A 13182-nucleotide genomic window follows, 5' to 3' on the forward strand; every position below is an offset into this window, starting at 1 on the left:
GTCAGTATCCCGTCATGTCAATGCGCGAGCCGCCGCGCGTGTGATACGCGCCGGGTTCCGGCTGCGCCTGTTTGTCCAAAGTATCAACGCCGATATGGATTTTGCCGTCGCGGATGGCTTCCAACGTTTTCAAAGTCGCGTTGTAAGCCGTCTCCAACGTCTTCGGAAAATCTGCACGATTGATACGGCGCGAGTGCAGGAAGTGGCGGGCAATGTTGATACACAACGGCGGCAACACAGTCGGCACCGACTTGAGCGGCAGCGGGTAGCGGCCACGCAAGTAGCCGTCAACCAAGTCGCAGGCATAGCGGATGGCTTCATCCACCACCGCCATGTCCGGCTCAGTCGCACGCGGCTCATCGTTGGTCAACTGCACCAATTCGACCTTGCTCATCGCTTTCATCATGTTATCGGCGTTGATGTAATACATTACGCGTCTGCCTTTGTTTTGCGTTGCGTTTTGGTTTTGGATTCAGGCTCGGCAGCCGGGTCGGCTTCAGGTGCCGTTTGCTCTTGGGCTTCCGCCTGCTGTTCCGGCTCTTTGGCCGTGGTGGCCACCGGTGTCACATGAGCGGCCACGGATTCGTACTGCTCAGGTGTCAGCTCGACTTTTTCGCCCAGTTCAACGCGAAATTGCTTGCCTTGGGTGTCTTCCAAAATCAAGGGCGTATTGGCGATATAAACCTTATTCATGATTAACCTTTCAACAAAACACGGATAATTTCGCCCGCCCCGGCCGCAGCCGTCAGGGCAGTACCGGCAATCTTGGCCGCACCGGTCACCGCGCAACCTTGCGCATCGGCACCGACTTGAGCACCGGCTGCAATTTCGCCACCGGCTTCAACCACCGCAATACCGACCACATCAACCGCCGCCGTATCGCCGTTGGCCACGTCATACGGCGCAACACCCAACACAGCTTCACCGGCCTTAGCCTGTGCGCCTGAAAAATTGACAAAGCGGTCTTTCACAATCTCGCCTGTCGCTGTAATGGTGGCGACCAGCACCACGTTTTTTGTTTGAGCCATTTAAACCTCTGCTTTCTGCATTACTGCATTTTCTTTCACACGATAAGCTTCCAATTCCCACAGGCGACTCATTGCGTCCTTTAACGCCAATTCACAGCCTACCTGCTCATCGAAAATATCGTGGCTTATACAAGCTGCCTTACCAATCACCACAAAACCAGATTTCAAGGTCAACGAGCAAACGATTATGGTTGTCTCGCCTACACGGTGATAATCAACCTTATCAATCTTGCTTTCGATTTCTTCGGGTGTAATTTTTGCGCTCATATCTTTCTCCCAGGCCGTCTGAACGTTTCAGACGGCCTTTAATGATTAACCCACTGCGTTTTCAAACAAGAAACCACACGCACTGCCCACGACTGCCGCCTTGCGGATATCGGTATAGCGGGCATATTCCACCTTGCCGCCAACTTCTTCATAGCGGTCGACCAGCGGCATGCCGCGACGGCGGAAGGTGTAGCCGAATGACGGCTCGCCCTCGTCATTGCCGTCTGCAACCAAATGCGGGCGCACGATCAGGCTGGCAAACTTACCCCATACATCTTTCGTGGATTTACCGGCAGCCGGAGTAGACACCGCTTCGCCGACGATGATGTCTTCAAGTTCAAGCAGGTTTTTCAGCTGCTCAACGCTCAACAGGGTTTTGCGCTCATTGGCACCCAACGCGCCAATCAATTCAGGATGGCGTTTCAGAGCCGACAACACGCTGGCACCCACCACCAACACGCCCGGGCGCACGCCGCAAGCGGCACGCACGGTTTCACGCGCGGTTTCAATATCGGCCAACGGGTTCGAATCATCCGCCGACCATTGCTTGGTCGCCGTCAAATCCTTGGTATGGCCGGATTGATAGGCCGATTTCGCCTGCAGCAAAGCAGCCGTTTCGATTTCTTGGCGCAGCTGCACACCCTTGGTAGCGCGGCGTGTCGCTTTGGCTTGCTCGTTAAAGAGCGATTCCGCTTGCTCGCGGTAGTCCACACCCGCCGCCAAATCGTGTTCTTCCAGCACCACCGGCAGATAGTTCGGCGAATCCAAAGTAATTACGTTAGACGCTGCACCGACGGCACGTTTGGTGTCATATTCGACAAACGAGCCTTTGCCGAACACCGGCACTTGCACGCCTTCGGAATCGGTCAACACCTGCGGGAAAATCTTTTCAGCGATAAACTCGGCATTTTTGTAGCCGACCGCCAGATTGGTTAAAACGGGGTCGAGTTGTCCACGCAATTTACGCAAATGAACGCTCATGTTTCTTCCTTTTTAAATGCGACGATATCGTCGCTTTTGGGTTAAACGGCGGTGCGGCGTGCCGCTTCTTCGTAGGGGATGCCTTCCTTGGCTGCCAACGCCACCGCGCGTTCGTGATGGCTCAGCGCATCAGGATTGGACGCTTCGGCAAAATCGGCAGACAGGCCGCCGGTGGCTGCCGGTGCAGCACCTTTGGCATAATGGCCGCTGGGCAATACTTCGGGCAGGCCGCGCAAGAATTGGCGCAACGCTTCGCCGATGGTGCTGCCTTCGCCGAACTCCACGCTGGTTTGCTCAGGGTAGTCGGCAAAATCCAACACCTGCACCACCAGCTCTTTGTCAGCCGGTTTCAGGCGGCCTTCTTTCACCAAGGCTTCGGCAAATTCGGCATTCTGCTCATGCTTGCCTTCGCGCAGGTCGCGGTCTTGTTCGTCTTTCAGGCGTTTCAGCTCCGCTTCCGCAGCAGCGGCCTTGGCTTCGGCTTGTTCACGGGCGGCTTTTTCGGCTGCCAGTTGTTCTTCGGGCGACATAGGGGTCTCCTTGTTTTCATGGGTTTCGGGGTCGGTTGGGGTTGCAGATTCGGCAAAAGCCGGGGTTGGTGGTGCGGACTTCCAGTCTGCCGATTCTTCGATGTCGCGGATTTCCCAATCGGCAACGACTTTATCGGCGGTGGCCGTGTCGTACTGTTCGATCAGCCAATCGCGCAGGCGGCGGAAAATCGATACCGCGCGGCGGTGGGCGTGTTCCGAAAACTCTACATACACATCGTCTTCGGCAAAGCCCACAGCGGCCAAGCCCTTCACCGCCGGCGGCTGTGCGCCCAAAAAGCCGACATGGCGCAGATACCACGCGCCGGGCTTCGGGTTGCTCGGGCTGTCGGGCGGGTAGAAGCTGGCCGACACTTTTTTGTAGCGCCCCGCCTTAACCAGGCCGGCGAAGTCATCGTCCACTTGGGCAAAGTCGGCACACAGCACGCCGTCTGAAACGGTCAGGCCGCCCACCCAGCCGTAGGCGGGCGCATCGGTTTTGGGATGGCCGACCACCAGCGGTGCTTCGTGCAGCTTGGGGTCGTAACCCGCCGCCGCTTCGGCAAGCTCTGCAGCCGTGATGGTTACCCTGTTGCCGTTGTTGTCGGTGTGCGTACCCGCCCGGAAAATCTCGTGCGCCATAAAAAAATCCCCGCATTTGCTGTTGCAGGGATTGTCGCTTGAGGCCGTCTGAAAGGCTTTTAATGCGCTTTAATAATTGCAGGCGGGCGGCCGTAAGAAACCGCCCCGAAGGGCGGGGGCGGTCAGACAAATAAAGCCGATAAGGTTTTGAGTGCCATCAATACCGGCAATACGGCAAACAAAAAGTGAAGCCGGATTAAAAGGCAGCTGTAAACAAACATGCCCAGCATAATCAAACCCAGCCACCAATGATGGAACAGCAAGGTGGGAATCAGCTTGGCATCTACCCGCAGCCAAAATACCGTAATCAGCATACAGCTCAGAATGTGCAACCATTTCCGATTATATATAGGCCAATTTACAGTTAATAACCCAAATAAAAAATTCAGTATTTTATCCAGCATGAGTTTTCCGATTAAATCCCGAGCAGGACGATTTGCAAAGGCGAACGCCAACGCAATGCCACAGCAACCACACATGAGCGGTAACGGCGGTTGTTATACAGCACATCCCGCCACTTACCAACCATTCCTAAAGCATCTTTACCCAGCTTTGTCCAAATCCACTCACCCGTCAGGGGTGTTTTACCGTAAAAAACAGAAAACACGGCATCGGCAGCCAAATAGGCTTTGGAACACTCTTTTACCGCATTGAGCATTTGATCCACAATATCTGCTGCCTCCGGCGTGATGTCTTCGGGCGCGGCCCGCAGTGCGCCATCATAAAACTTTTGGATAATGCCTGCATACACCACTTTCATCTCTTGCGTTAAAACCGTCATGTTTCATCTCCTGAATAACCCTGCCACAGCGGCAGTTTTTTCAGTTTGAACCCTCCGGAAGGCGAAAACTTTTAGCAGGCTTTAATCAGTAAAAGTAAACCGCCCCAAAAACGCGTTTTAAGCGCGTTTCCGCTTCGGGGCAGGCAAACCCCCGGCCGGAACGCGAAACGCAATCCTGGGTCGGTCAGGCATCGGTCAGAAGCGGTGTTTGCGCTCAAAAGAAAAACGGCGGGAGCGGATCCCGCCGTTTCCGGTTTTTTTACGCTAGGCAAACAAGTCAGCCTGGGTTTTGGCGCGGTGGTGCTGCGCCGCTTCGCGCACGATTTTGTAAATCTGCTGCATGGTCAAACCGTATTCCATCGCCAGCGCGGCATGGTTGCGCCCGTCGAATTTGCGCCAAATCTCGGCATCGCGCTCCGAGAGCCTGCCGAAGTGGTTTTTGGGGAAATACAACAGCTGCCCGCCCCAATGCCTGCTCAAATGCGCCGACACCTGCTTGGCCGCAGCCACAGCCTCCCGCCTGCCGATATCGGCAACCGAAACCAGGCAGGCCGCCATTTGGTCTTCCATATCGGCAATCAGTTCCGCCGTTCTGTTGTCCGTCATTGCAGTACTCCTCCCACGCGCAGCACCCATTGCTTCAGATGCTCGATCACTTTCGAGGCGTTGTCCGTGTCCAACCAGCCGTGGTAATCCACGCCCGTCATGCGCTTGACAAACCGTGCAAGGCCCAGCTCGGACGGGCTGCGCACCGCACCCAGCCTGTGCAGTTCCAGCCACAGCGCGCGGATTTTGGCCGTCTGCCTGCCGTGGTCGCGCACGGCAATATCGGGCTTACCCTGCTTGCGCTGTGCCTTAGTCGCCACCACAAACCCCTGTGCCTTCATCGCTCTCAGCACCTGCTCCAATTCGGCAACCGACAACGCCTTGCTGCTCGTTTTGCCGCCCGAAGCATTGGCCAGCAGCGTGCGGTAATCGTTGTCGCTCATCATCAACCGGCTTTTGCCCACGTGGATGAGCTTAATCAGGCAGGCTTTTTTCTGCGCCTGTGTCTCTTTCATAACCGCCCCTTGTTTCACACAGTGAAACGTTGTTTCATTTTTTATATTAAATTCAATATCTTATTTGCTATAATACACAAGCGTTATACGCCGTGCAAATAAAACAGGCCGTCTGAAAAGTTTCAGACGGCCTGCCGTGTTGTTGCAGCCTAACCGTTTAGCGCATCTTTCAATGCTTTGCCCGGTTTGAATTTCGGCACTTTGGCGGCGGGTATCGTAATCGCCTCGCCCGTTTTCGGGTTGCGGCCTTGGCGTTCGGCTTTTTCGGCTACGGTAAAGGTGCCGAAGCCGACCAGCGTGATGTCGTTGCCCTTGGCCAGCGTGTCTTTAATAATATCCGTCACGCCGTCCAAGGCCATTTCCGCCTGCTTCTTGTCCCAAAGCCATTTCTTGGCCAATTCTGCAACAAATTCAGATTTATTCATGGTATCACTCCTAAAGTTTTCAAAAGCGGCAAACCGTACCGCGCGGGTTAATGATTATTTTCGCCATTGCTTCAAAGACTCCGCCAAGCGTGCCAACCATGAAGCCTTTACCGGTATATGCAGCCGGGCTGCGACTTCTCCGTCATAAACCGCCCCAGCCGCCGCCCTTAATTTGGCTTTGGCCTGATCGGGATGGTCTGCCGAAATATTGATGCTCCACCATTTGCCGCCGAAGCGGTAGCTGAATGTATATTCTTTCATCCTCACTCCTTCGCATGTTTTCTTTCAATACCGGTAATTTCAACCGCAACAACCATTTGCATAAATGCTTCTTCCGGTTTTCCTTCTTCGTTTAAATCCACCAATAAACGCTCTCCGGCCGCGTTGTGCAACGAAACGATTACCTCGTCTCTGATAATTTCATCAACAATATTTCCTATTGCACATTCGAAGATTCCGAAGCCGGGAACATTGCCGCCGACCGATGTCGAATATTCTTTGGAATATTCCCACATCTGAATCCTGACTCTGACGTTTTGCACATAATCAAAACTTTTTGCATCATTAATGTCATACACAAATTGTTCCATTTTTCACACCTTTGCAATATCCAAATTCAGCAACTGATACTCGCCCGCATCGTCGCGGCGGTACACCCGCACAAACGGCTTGCTGATATGCACTTGCAGGCTGTCGCTCAATGCCGCCATTGCGCGCAGCCATTTGTCGTCTTTAATTTCCAAACGGCGCAGGCCGAGCACGCGGGCGGTGGAGATATTGCCTTCTTTGTCCACCTGAAACGCCGCGTTAATCAGCGTTTTCAGCTCGGTTCGGCTGCCTTCCGTCCACTCGTTGATACACTCGTCGATTAAGGCTTTGGCCGCAATCAAACCCTCATCGAACACCAAAGTGTCCTGCATCGCCAGTTGCACGCGGTACGCGCCGTCGAAGCTGTGCAGGCTGATGTTGCCTTTTTTGCCGCCCACTTTTACATCGTAGCGGTCTGCGGAAAGCTGTACGAATGCGGCAATATCGTCCATCGCCTGCTGTTTGAAGCCGCTGATATGCTCCTGCACCTGCGCCGCCTTTTCGGCGATTTCCATCACCAGCTCATCGCGCATCAGGTCGATTTCGCGAATATTGGCCAGCGGCACAAAGTTGCCTTTGGCATCTTGACGATATTGGCTTAAATCAGTCATTTTTTGATTTCCTTTTTTAAGTTAATGCGTTAACGGATATTTGCTGATAAATACGCTGCTTAATCCCTTTCGGGTCTGCGTTTTCATCTTCTTCTATATTTTCCGCAATTTGAGCCAATAAGCAGGCGACAAATTCGGAAATGCTTGATTCAGGGGTAACTGATACCAAGGGTATTTTTATTTGCAGTTTTCCACTTTCGGTCTCCGTGATAACAATTTGATATTCTTTCATTTCTTACCTTTCTGCCTTTCGGCGTAATAAATACGTTTGCATTCTTCCGGCGTGCGGTGGCGGGGGCCGTGTATCCAATCCCGGTTCATCACCGGAGCGTCTTTCAGACGGCCTGCAATCTGTTTCAGCATGGTTCTGCCGTATTCGGTAGGCTGATGCTTCTCATCCAGTTTCGGCACCATCTTGACCGTTCGCTCCGGCATATACTTGACCAGATCCGCCGGGTTCGGCCATTCAGTTGATGTGGCCGCGATATTCTGAAACGCCGCCCCGATTCTTTCGGCATCACACTCCGGCCGCCAATCATGCCTGAGCAGCAGGCCGTGCCATATTTGTGCGACCGCCTTTAAGTCGTCCGCCGCCGGTCGGCCTTTCAGATTTAAGGCCGAAAGCAGCATAAAGCCCGCACCGATTTCCTTTTTCAGCCAACTAACCTCCTTCTCCTTGTTCATTTGTCCACTCCATTAACTTTCCTACGCCTTTTCTGAGTTTGGTTTCTGCCGCCGGCGCCGCCCGAACAGCCGCCCCTGCCGTTACCGCCATTTTCTCCGGCGACCAAAACGTGATGTTTTCGAGCAGGTAGCCGTGGCTGGTCAGCGGCGGCTTCAGCTTGCCCGCATCGCGGGCCTCGAGGCAGCGGTTAAACGCCCAAATCCAAGCCTCGCGCGGGGCGGGGTAAGTTTGGCGGTTGCGGCTGATTTCAGCGGCCCGAATCATCGGGGCAATCTCGCCTACCAGCTTGGCCACGCGGGCAAAGGTCAAATCTTTTTCAGACGGCCTAAACAGGGTCAGGTATTTCAAACAGCCGCGCACCAGCTCGTCGGATATGCCCGATAACGCCACCAGCGCGGTGCGGGCTTCGTCGTGGGCAATCAGCACATCAAGGCTTAGGCTGGCTCCGCAACTTGGGCATTTAACTTTCATTTCACGCCGCCTCCTGCTTAGCTGATGCCAAATCATTACTGCTCAGGCATCTCAAGGCCGTCTGAACCACATCGGCTTCGGTGTCGGCTTTATCCGCCGATACCATCAGCAGAATAAACTGCCCGCTGGTGCTGTTCAGCTCGCAGCAGAGATAGCCTGCCCGTTCGCGCCAAACTTTGGCCTTGATGTTGCTGTAATCCCGTTCTACGCGCATTTCTTTTCCCCTTCCTCGCTCAACCGATACGTTACCGATACGCTGCTTTCAATCTCGCCGCGCCGCTCCATCTTCGCCAGCTCCGCCTTCACTTCCGCCAACGGCCAACGCAGCACATCGGCGATAAATTCGGCGGAACACGGGTAATGGCTTGCCAGCAGGTCTGATATATATGTCATCTGTATGCCTCCGCATCGCCGCGCACCCACTCGAAGTCTTCCTGCTCGTAGGCTTTAAGCATCTCGCGCACCGCATCGTCGGCTTCGCGCTGCTTGGCGGCCATCAGAGCGGCGGTGTCGTCGCTGCCCCGGTATTCAGCCGCATACTGGGCGGGCGGCGGGCTGTAAGGCTGGTCGTCTGCCTTGCTTTGGCAGCCGAGCACCAGTGCGATTGCCAGCCCGAAAACTGTTTTTTCGATTAAATCCGCCATTTTTATTCCCCGCTTTCTTCGTCTGATTCGTCAACACCGCCCGCGATGGCTAAGTTCAAAATATCCTGCCAATCCAGCATAAACCGCTTGCCGGTGGCTTTGCTTTCGATAATCGGGTTTCCCGTGGCAGTTGTTTGCATGAGGTATTCTTTGCCGCCCATGCTGCCGGTGGCGATTTCTTTACGCAAAAACAATGCGCCGCTCTCAATTAATTTGCCGTATTTCGGTTCGGTTTGCTCCGCCCAATCGTTTTCTTTTGCCAGCCGCAACAAATCATGGTGGTCAAATGCATAACCCAAACCTGTGCGGCCATCGACCACAATCAACGTGCCGTCCATCGCTGATCCACACATATAGGTCACATCTTCGCCCTGGATCATTCCGTGCACACTGGTAACCATCAGTTGCACCATCTCTTTCGATATCGGGCTGCCGTATTGTTCTTTCATCTCACACCCCCTTAACCACATCGGCATCAACCACATCAAACCCCAGCTCGGCCGCTTGGCTCATGGCCGCGCTTACTAAATTGTTGACGGCCAGCGGGTAGAGCAGGCTGTGTTCCGCCGTGCCTTTGGCCGTGCGGCTCTTTACCGTCAGGCGCTCGGCCACCGCATCGATGGCGCTCTCATCCATCACTTTGGCGATATCGCCGCCGGCGCGCTCAAACTTGTGTTTCAGGTAGCCCGCCAGCTTGCCGTCGGTCAGCGGCAACAGCGTTACCACTTCGCATCGCTGCACCACTTCGCGTACGTTCGGGTTGTTTTCGCTGAGTTTCTGTGCCAGCTCGGTTTGGCCGATTAACACAATGCCCAGCAAGCGCTCGAAACCGTGCTTCAGCTCAAAAAACCGTTTCAAGTGTTTCAGGGTGGGGATGGGCAGGCTGTGAGCCTCCTCGATTACCAACACATGCTTGTTGCCTGCTTTGGCGCTTTCGGCCAGGGCGCGGTGGATTTGGGCAAACCGCGCTTCTGGGCTGCGCTTGGGCGACACATTCGGGGCCACCGCCGCCAAAATCGCCTCGGCGATATGCACCGCCTTCAGGGTTTTGCCCTTTTGGTCGTTGTCTTCCATCGCCAACACATACGGCTCAACCATCACGATCTGTTTGCCGTCGCGGTTGATGCGCTCTTGCAGGTCTTCGCGCAGGGTGGATTTGCCCGCGCCGCTTTCGCCGACCACCGCTACAAAACCGCCGTGGCAGGCCGTCTGAAACATCGCCTCGCGCACATAACGCACATCTGGCGTCAGATACACATCATCGGCGCTGTTGATTTCGTCATTAAACGGGTCGCGCGGCAGGCCGAAATGGCGGCGGGCGGCTTGTGTTAAGGTTGCCTTTCGTAATAACATCTCTTTGTCCTCGCTTTCATTAGGGTGGGCAGGTGCGGCTTCCGGCTCGTTTCTCAGGCCAGCGGGAATATCCGCACCATTCGTTTCAAAATACTGTTTCAACTTCTCGCGCAGCTTGATCTGCGCCTTTTTTCGGCCATTTCCCGTGGTTGACCACCGCCACCAGCATGGGCTTGCTGCAGCCGATTTCGGCAGCGGCGGTTGCGTAGGATTTGCCGATTTTCTGAAAATCCTGCTTCATCGTTCATAATCCCGAATGGCTTGATGAAATTCGTTTAACGCTGCGATGGCATCGGCATCCAAGAAGCTGTCGCCATAGTTAACCTTGGGTAGGAACCGTCTGGATAACGTACCGGCTTCTGTGGCAACTTTGACGAGCTTCTCGTATTCTTCACGTTCGATTTCAATGGTTTCTTTCATTTCGTTCTCCTTCCAAATGCGACGACGTCGTCGCATTTGGTTTAACCGGTTTTGTGTAATTTCAGACGGCCTGCCGTTTTCAGTTGGTTAAATACCGCTTCCAATTGACTGGCGGCCACGCCGTCCGGATATTGTTTGGTGATTAAGGCGACTGCCTGCTTCCAATCACCACCTGCGGCTTCGATACGCGGTTTCAGCAGCTTGGCCACTTCCACCTTGCTCAACACCTGCTCGGCCACTTCCATACGGTTGTAATCCATCTGCGACCCCTGCCGCTCGATATAGAGCGTATTGCGCGCCGCCAGCGTGTCTTCCTGATGCTTGTAGGGGTCGATGCGCCCGCCGAACGGTACCACCTTCGCCTTGCGCTTGGCCTCGGCTTCGGCCAATGTGTCCGCGCCCATTGCCAGTTTTTCCTGCTCTTTTCTGGCCTGCTGCGCCGGCGTATCGGCGGCGGGTTTGTATTCCACCCCCATCAGCGCCGCGCCTTCGCGGAAGCCGAATCCGTCAAACTCGATAGCCGTTACCGTCTGCCAGATTTCGTTGCCTTGCGCATCCCATGTGGCAATGCGCGCGCCGGTTTCGTCCCAAGGGTTTTTCGCCACCAAGAGCTTCTGCCCCACCATCACGCCCGGGATGTTTTTCACACTATACACGCGGCCGCCGAAGCGGATTTCCAATTCGGGCGACACCTTCGCTTCTTTCGGTGCGCTCACCGCCAGCTCGCGGCAGTATTCGGCAGGCGGCGGCAGGATTAACTGCTCGGGTTTGATTTTGTTCCACGCCTGATAGCGCGTCACTCCGTGGCGGCTGTGGGTTTTGGTGCCGTTGTAATAGCGCATCCAGCGCTCGGCCAAACCGTTAAGCTCGTCAATGCTGTGTACTTCCACCAGTTTCAGGCTGCTCTCAAAGGCCGTTTCGACGACGTCGTTGGCCTTTTCCACCTGCCCCTTGGCGCGCGGATTACCCGGCTTGTTAATCTGCACATGCACATCCAGCGCCTTACAGAGGTTTTTAAACGCCGCCGAGGTATTGGCGCTGCCCGGGTCGAGCATCACATTCTTCGGCACGCCCCGTATCGGGTCTTTGGCCGTTTCGGCTTTGGCCTGCATCATGTAGATAAAAAAGTCGCACAGGTTCGCTGATGTCTCGCCCCCGAAGTAGTAGCGCACGCAGATGGTGCCGCTGGTATGGTCGGTGCCGGTATAACGCCACACCCGGTCGAGCTCGATTTTTTTCAGGTTGCCGGGCTTGTTTTTGTAAAACTCTTCATAACCCGCCACCCGCAAGCCCGTATCCTTGCCGTTGCGCGGCAGGTAGTAAAGAACGCACAAGCTCGGGTCGATTTGCCACCACTGGTTGGGGTGTTCCGACTTCAGCCGCGTTACCGGCTCGGGCTGCAGAAGCTGGTCGGGATGCAGCCTGTATTTGCGCAGTGCCCGCACGATGGTGCTGTCGGAGAGCTTAGTTATTTCGCCGGTTTCCTCGTCCACCCGGCAGGCATTGATTTCGCCGTTGGCGCGCAAAATCTCCACCGCCGCGCCCACCGTTGTGAGCCGCTTGCCGTTTTTGCGCATGGTTTCCATCACCAGCGTGCTGATGGTCTGCGCCTCTTCATGGCTCAAGGCCGATTTGCCCGCATCGGCGCGGCGCTTGCGGCTCGGCTTCAACACCACCGCTTCCAGTTTTCGGTGCAGGGTAGCCAAGCTAATCCCCAACGCCTGCGCCTGCTCTTTCAGATAGGCCGTCTTGCCGCCGTGCCCGCGCTGTTCGGCTTCGCGGGCGATTTCGGCCAGCCGCTCCGTCATTGCCGCATTCATGCTTATTCTCCGTCCGCCACGCCTTGCAGCCATTCCAGCACACTGTCGGTGGGTGCTTCTTCCGGCAGCGCAAACTGCTCGCGCAGCGATTCCGCATCGCGGATAATCTGATTGATGCAGCCCACCATCTGCGGCCGGTGGTCAAACCCGTGCGCCTCGCCGTGTGCGGTCAATTGCTCAAACAGGTCGCGCAGTCTGCTGATATCCGAGCGCACGCCGATTTCGGTGGTGCTCAAACGCATGGTCAGCTCGCTGGCCACATCCTGCGGCTTCGGCTCTTTCGTGCCTTTCTTAGCCAGCTTCTCGGCCAGCTCGTCCACCTTTTTGTTTTTGTCGGCAATGACCTTGTCTTTGGCCGCCGCCGTTTCGCGGCTCTCGCGCAGCGCCAGCCGCAGCTCCTTAACCGTCATACGGTCTACATCGTCGAGCGTATGGCCGTTGATATCGCCGCCGTCGGCCAGCTCGATCAGGGTTACATCTTCTTCTACCAGCAGTTCCAGCAGTTTTGATTTACCCAAATCCATCAGTCTGGCTTGCGCCTTCTGCATTTGAGGCGTAGCAAAGCGGCGGGTGGCAGACATTAAGCGACCGGCCTCCGAACGCTTAATCCCAAACTCATTTTCAGAGATTTCCAAAAAACGGCCATGGGGCGTGTGTTCTTTCAACACAATTAGGGCACGCCCCAATTCAAACATGCCTTCAAGTGTCTGACGGACAGCTTGACGGCCGCGCTCAATCCATCGGTCTTCGTTGTAGGTTTCGCCGTTTCCCCATTGCTCCATAACCATCATGCTGTGCATCGCGGCATTTTTATCTGTATTTACTGCATCCATTACTTCGATTTCGCTCATTTTTTTATCTCCAAATTACCCGACGTC

At 55.1% G+C, this 13182-nt stretch carries 24 protein-coding genes and 1 pseudogene; all 25 read right to left on the reverse strand.

From position 1 onward, the window contains the following. Position 1 precedes the first annotated feature (1 nt). Entirely contained in the window at positions 2-430 is a 429-nt protein-coding gene (locus H7A79_RS05455) for a gp436 family protein (protein WP_100563516.1), read from the reverse strand. Then, positions 430-693 carry a hypothetical protein gene (locus H7A79_RS05460; protein ID WP_187001286.1) on the reverse strand — a complete coding sequence of 88 codons (264 nt, stop codon included), beginning with the start codon at positions 691-693 and terminating at the stop codon, positions 430-432. The genes H7A79_RS05455 and H7A79_RS05460 overlap by 1 nt, the downstream gene beginning before the upstream one ends. Before the next feature lie 2 nt (positions 694-695). Continuing rightward, positions 696-1028 (reverse strand): capsid cement protein, encoded by a 333-nt coding sequence (locus H7A79_RS05465; RefSeq protein ID WP_187001287.1) that lies wholly within the window; start codon positions 1026-1028, stop codon positions 696-698. Then, entirely contained in the window at positions 1029-1295 is a 267-nt protein-coding gene (locus H7A79_RS05470; protein WP_187001288.1) for a Gp49 family protein, read from the reverse strand. A 45-nt stretch (positions 1296-1340) separates the two neighbouring features. Next, positions 1341-2276, reverse strand: a complete 936-nt coding sequence (locus tag H7A79_RS05475) for a major capsid protein (RefSeq protein WP_187001289.1) — start codon at positions 2274-2276, stop codon at positions 1341-1343. Between the two features lie 41 nt (positions 2277-2317). After that, positions 2318-3445, reverse strand: coding sequence for a 2-oxoacid:acceptor oxidoreductase (locus H7A79_RS05480; RefSeq protein ID WP_187001290.1), 1128 nt, complete (start codon positions 3443-3445; stop codon positions 2318-2320). 122 nt (positions 3446-3567) lie between these two features. Next, on the reverse strand, positions 3568-3777 hold the full coding sequence (locus H7A79_RS05485) for a hypothetical protein (protein WP_187001291.1): 210 nt from the start codon (positions 3775-3777) through the stop codon (positions 3568-3570). 83 nt (positions 3778-3860) lie between these two features. Further along, entirely contained in the window at positions 3861-4226 is a 366-nt protein-coding gene (locus tag H7A79_RS05490; protein WP_187001292.1) for a hypothetical protein, read from the reverse strand. Positions 4227-4490: 264 nt separating this feature from the next. Further along, on the reverse strand, positions 4491-4832 hold the full coding sequence (locus H7A79_RS05495) for a Mor transcription activator family protein (RefSeq protein ID WP_187001293.1): 342 nt from the start codon (positions 4830-4832) through the stop codon (positions 4491-4493). Next, positions 4829-5287, reverse strand: a complete 459-nt coding sequence (locus H7A79_RS05500) for a gp16 family protein (RefSeq protein ID WP_187001294.1) — start codon at positions 5285-5287, stop codon at positions 4829-4831. Before H7A79_RS05500 ends, H7A79_RS05495 begins: the two co-directional genes overlap by 4 nt. Positions 5288-5436: 149 nt before the next feature. Continuing rightward, positions 5437-5712: an HU family DNA-binding protein gene (locus tag H7A79_RS05505; RefSeq protein ID WP_187001295.1), complete on the reverse strand. Its 276-nt coding sequence runs from the start codon at positions 5710-5712 to the stop codon at positions 5437-5439. 54 nt (positions 5713-5766) lie between these two features. Then, complete coding sequence (locus tag H7A79_RS05510; RefSeq protein ID WP_187001296.1) at positions 5767-5973, reverse strand: hypothetical protein; 207 nt, start codon at positions 5971-5973, stop codon at positions 5767-5769. 2 nt (positions 5974-5975) lie between these two features. Then, a complete protein-coding gene (locus H7A79_RS05515) occupies positions 5976-6302 on the reverse strand; it encodes a DUF5406 family protein (protein WP_187001297.1) in 327 nt (108 codons plus the stop codon). A gap of 3 nt (positions 6303-6305) precedes the next feature. Further along, positions 6306-6911: a DUF3164 family protein gene (locus tag H7A79_RS05520; protein WP_187001298.1), complete on the reverse strand. Its 606-nt coding sequence runs from the start codon at positions 6909-6911 to the stop codon at positions 6306-6308. Positions 6912-6927: 16 nt separating this feature from the next. Continuing rightward, positions 6928-7143 (reverse strand): hypothetical protein, encoded by a 216-nt coding sequence (locus H7A79_RS05525; protein ID WP_187001299.1) that lies wholly within the window; start codon positions 7141-7143, stop codon positions 6928-6930. Continuing rightward, positions 7140-7595 (reverse strand): hypothetical protein, encoded by a 456-nt coding sequence (locus tag H7A79_RS05530; protein WP_187001300.1) that lies wholly within the window; start codon positions 7593-7595, stop codon positions 7140-7142. Before H7A79_RS05530 ends, H7A79_RS05525 begins: the two co-directional genes overlap by 4 nt. Next, positions 7573-8067 (reverse strand): HI_1489 N-terminal domain-containing protein, encoded by a 495-nt coding sequence (locus H7A79_RS05535; RefSeq protein WP_187001301.1) that lies wholly within the window; start codon positions 8065-8067, stop codon positions 7573-7575. Before H7A79_RS05535 ends, H7A79_RS05530 begins: the two co-directional genes overlap by 23 nt. Before the next feature lies 1 nt (position 8068). After that, complete coding sequence (locus H7A79_RS05540; protein ID WP_187001302.1) at positions 8069-8281, reverse strand: hypothetical protein; 213 nt, start codon at positions 8279-8281, stop codon at positions 8069-8071. Beyond that, on the reverse strand, positions 8272-8460 hold the full coding sequence (locus H7A79_RS05545; RefSeq protein ID WP_187001303.1) for a hypothetical protein: 189 nt from the start codon (positions 8458-8460) through the stop codon (positions 8272-8274). The genes H7A79_RS05540 and H7A79_RS05545 overlap by 10 nt, the downstream gene beginning before the upstream one ends. Further along, the gene (locus tag H7A79_RS05550) at positions 8457-8711 is read right to left on the reverse strand and encodes a hypothetical protein (protein ID WP_187001304.1); all 255 of its coding nucleotides are present in this window, start codon (positions 8709-8711) and stop codon (positions 8457-8459) included. The genes H7A79_RS05545 and H7A79_RS05550 overlap by 4 nt, the downstream gene beginning before the upstream one ends. Before the next feature lie 2 nt (positions 8712-8713). Beyond that, a complete protein-coding gene (locus H7A79_RS05555; RefSeq protein WP_246408091.1) occupies positions 8714-9160 on the reverse strand; it encodes a hypothetical protein in 447 nt (148 codons plus the stop codon). 1 nt (position 9161) lies between these two features. Next, positions 9162-10305: pseudogene (locus tag H7A79_RS05560) on the reverse strand (ExeA family protein). Continuing rightward, positions 10302-10484 carry a hypothetical protein gene (locus H7A79_RS05570; RefSeq protein ID WP_187001305.1) on the reverse strand — a complete coding sequence of 61 codons (183 nt, stop codon included), beginning with the start codon at positions 10482-10484 and terminating at the stop codon, positions 10302-10304. The pseudogene H7A79_RS05560 and the gene H7A79_RS05570 overlap by 4 nt, the downstream one beginning before the upstream one ends. A 41-nt stretch (positions 10485-10525) precedes the next feature. Further along, entirely contained in the window at positions 10526-12304 is a 1779-nt protein-coding gene (locus H7A79_RS05575; protein WP_246408097.1) for a TnsB C-terminal domain-containing protein, read from the reverse strand. A 2-nt stretch (positions 12305-12306) separates the two neighbouring features. Beyond that, positions 12307-13155 (reverse strand): DUF3102 domain-containing protein, encoded by an 849-nt coding sequence (locus H7A79_RS05580; RefSeq protein ID WP_187001306.1) that lies wholly within the window; start codon positions 13153-13155, stop codon positions 12307-12309. Positions 13156-13182 lie beyond the last annotated feature (27 nt).

Origin of the sequence: Neisseria musculi, assembly GCF_014297595.2 — a bacterium.
GTDB classification, from domain to species: domain Bacteria; phylum Pseudomonadota; class Gammaproteobacteria; order Burkholderiales; family Neisseriaceae; genus Neisseria; species Neisseria musculi.

Bases quoted from the DNA above. Each gene is read 5' to 3' on its own strand.
- H7A79_RS05515 (WP_187001297.1), bottom strand. From the start codon at position 6,302: ATGGAACAATTTGTGTATGACATTAATGATGCAAAAAGTTTTGATTAT.
- H7A79_RS05455 (WP_100563516.1), bottom strand. From the start codon at position 430: ATGTATTACATCAACGCCGATAACATGATGAAAGCGATGAGCAAGGTC.
- H7A79_RS05505 (WP_187001295.1), bottom strand. From the start codon at position 5,712: ATGAATAAATCTGAATTTGTTGCAGAATTGGCCAAGAAATGGCTTTGG.
- H7A79_RS05575 (WP_246408097.1), bottom strand. From the start codon at position 12,304: ATGAATGCGGCAATGACGGAGCGGCTGGCCGAAATCGCCCGCGAAGCC.
- H7A79_RS05495 (WP_187001293.1), bottom strand. From the start codon at position 4,832: ATGACGGACAACAGAACGGCGGAACTGATTGCCGATATGGAAGACCAA.
- H7A79_RS05520 (WP_187001298.1), bottom strand. From the start codon at position 6,911: ATGACTGATTTAAGCCAATATCGTCAAGATGCCAAAGGCAACTTTGTG.
- H7A79_RS05465 (WP_187001287.1), bottom strand. From the start codon at position 1,028: ATGGCTCAAACAAAAAACGTGGTGCTGGTCGCCACCATTACAGCGACA.
- H7A79_RS05525 (WP_187001299.1), bottom strand. From the start codon at position 7,143: ATGAAAGAATATCAAATTGTTATCACGGAGACCGAAAGTGGAAAACTG.
- H7A79_RS05535 (WP_187001301.1), bottom strand. From the start codon at position 8,067: ATGAAAGTTAAATGCCCAAGTTGCGGAGCCAGCCTAAGCCTTGATGTG.
- H7A79_RS05580 (WP_187001306.1), bottom strand. From the start codon at position 13,155: ATGAGCGAAATCGAAGTAATGGATGCAGTAAATACAGATAAAAATGCC.
- H7A79_RS05530 (WP_187001300.1), bottom strand. From the start codon at position 7,595: ATGAACAAGGAGAAGGAGGTTAGTTGGCTGAAAAAGGAAATCGGTGCG.
- H7A79_RS05500 (WP_187001294.1), bottom strand. From the start codon at position 5,287: ATGAAAGAGACACAGGCGCAGAAAAAAGCCTGCCTGATTAAGCTCATC.
- H7A79_RS05470 (WP_187001288.1), bottom strand. From the start codon at position 1,295: ATGAGCGCAAAAATTACACCCGAAGAAATCGAAAGCAAGATTGATAAG.
- H7A79_RS05460 (WP_187001286.1), bottom strand. From the start codon at position 693: ATGAATAAGGTTTATATCGCCAATACGCCCTTGATTTTGGAAGACACC.
- H7A79_RS05550 (WP_187001304.1), bottom strand. From the start codon at position 8,711: ATGGCGGATTTAATCGAAAAAACAGTTTTCGGGCTGGCAATCGCACTG.
- H7A79_RS05490 (WP_187001292.1), bottom strand. From the start codon at position 4,226: ATGACGGTTTTAACGCAAGAGATGAAAGTGGTGTATGCAGGCATTATC.
- H7A79_RS05540 (WP_187001302.1), bottom strand. From the start codon at position 8,281: ATGCGCGTAGAACGGGATTACAGCAACATCAAGGCCAAAGTTTGGCGC.
- H7A79_RS05480 (WP_187001290.1), bottom strand. From the start codon at position 3,445: ATGGCGCACGAGATTTTCCGGGCGGGTACGCACACCGACAACAACGGC.
- H7A79_RS05570 (WP_187001305.1), bottom strand. From the start codon at position 10,484: ATGAAAGAAACCATTGAAATCGAACGTGAAGAATACGAGAAGCTCGTC.
- H7A79_RS05555 (WP_246408091.1), bottom strand. From the start codon at position 9,160: ATGAAAGAACAATACGGCAGCCCGATATCGAAAGAGATGGTGCAACTG.
- H7A79_RS05475 (WP_187001289.1), bottom strand. From the start codon at position 2,276: ATGAGCGTTCATTTGCGTAAATTGCGTGGACAACTCGACCCCGTTTTA.
- H7A79_RS05545 (WP_187001303.1), bottom strand. From the start codon at position 8,460: ATGACATATATATCAGACCTGCTGGCAAGCCATTACCCGTGTTCCGCC.
- H7A79_RS05510 (WP_187001296.1), bottom strand. From the start codon at position 5,973: ATGAAAGAATATACATTCAGCTACCGCTTCGGCGGCAAATGGTGGAGC.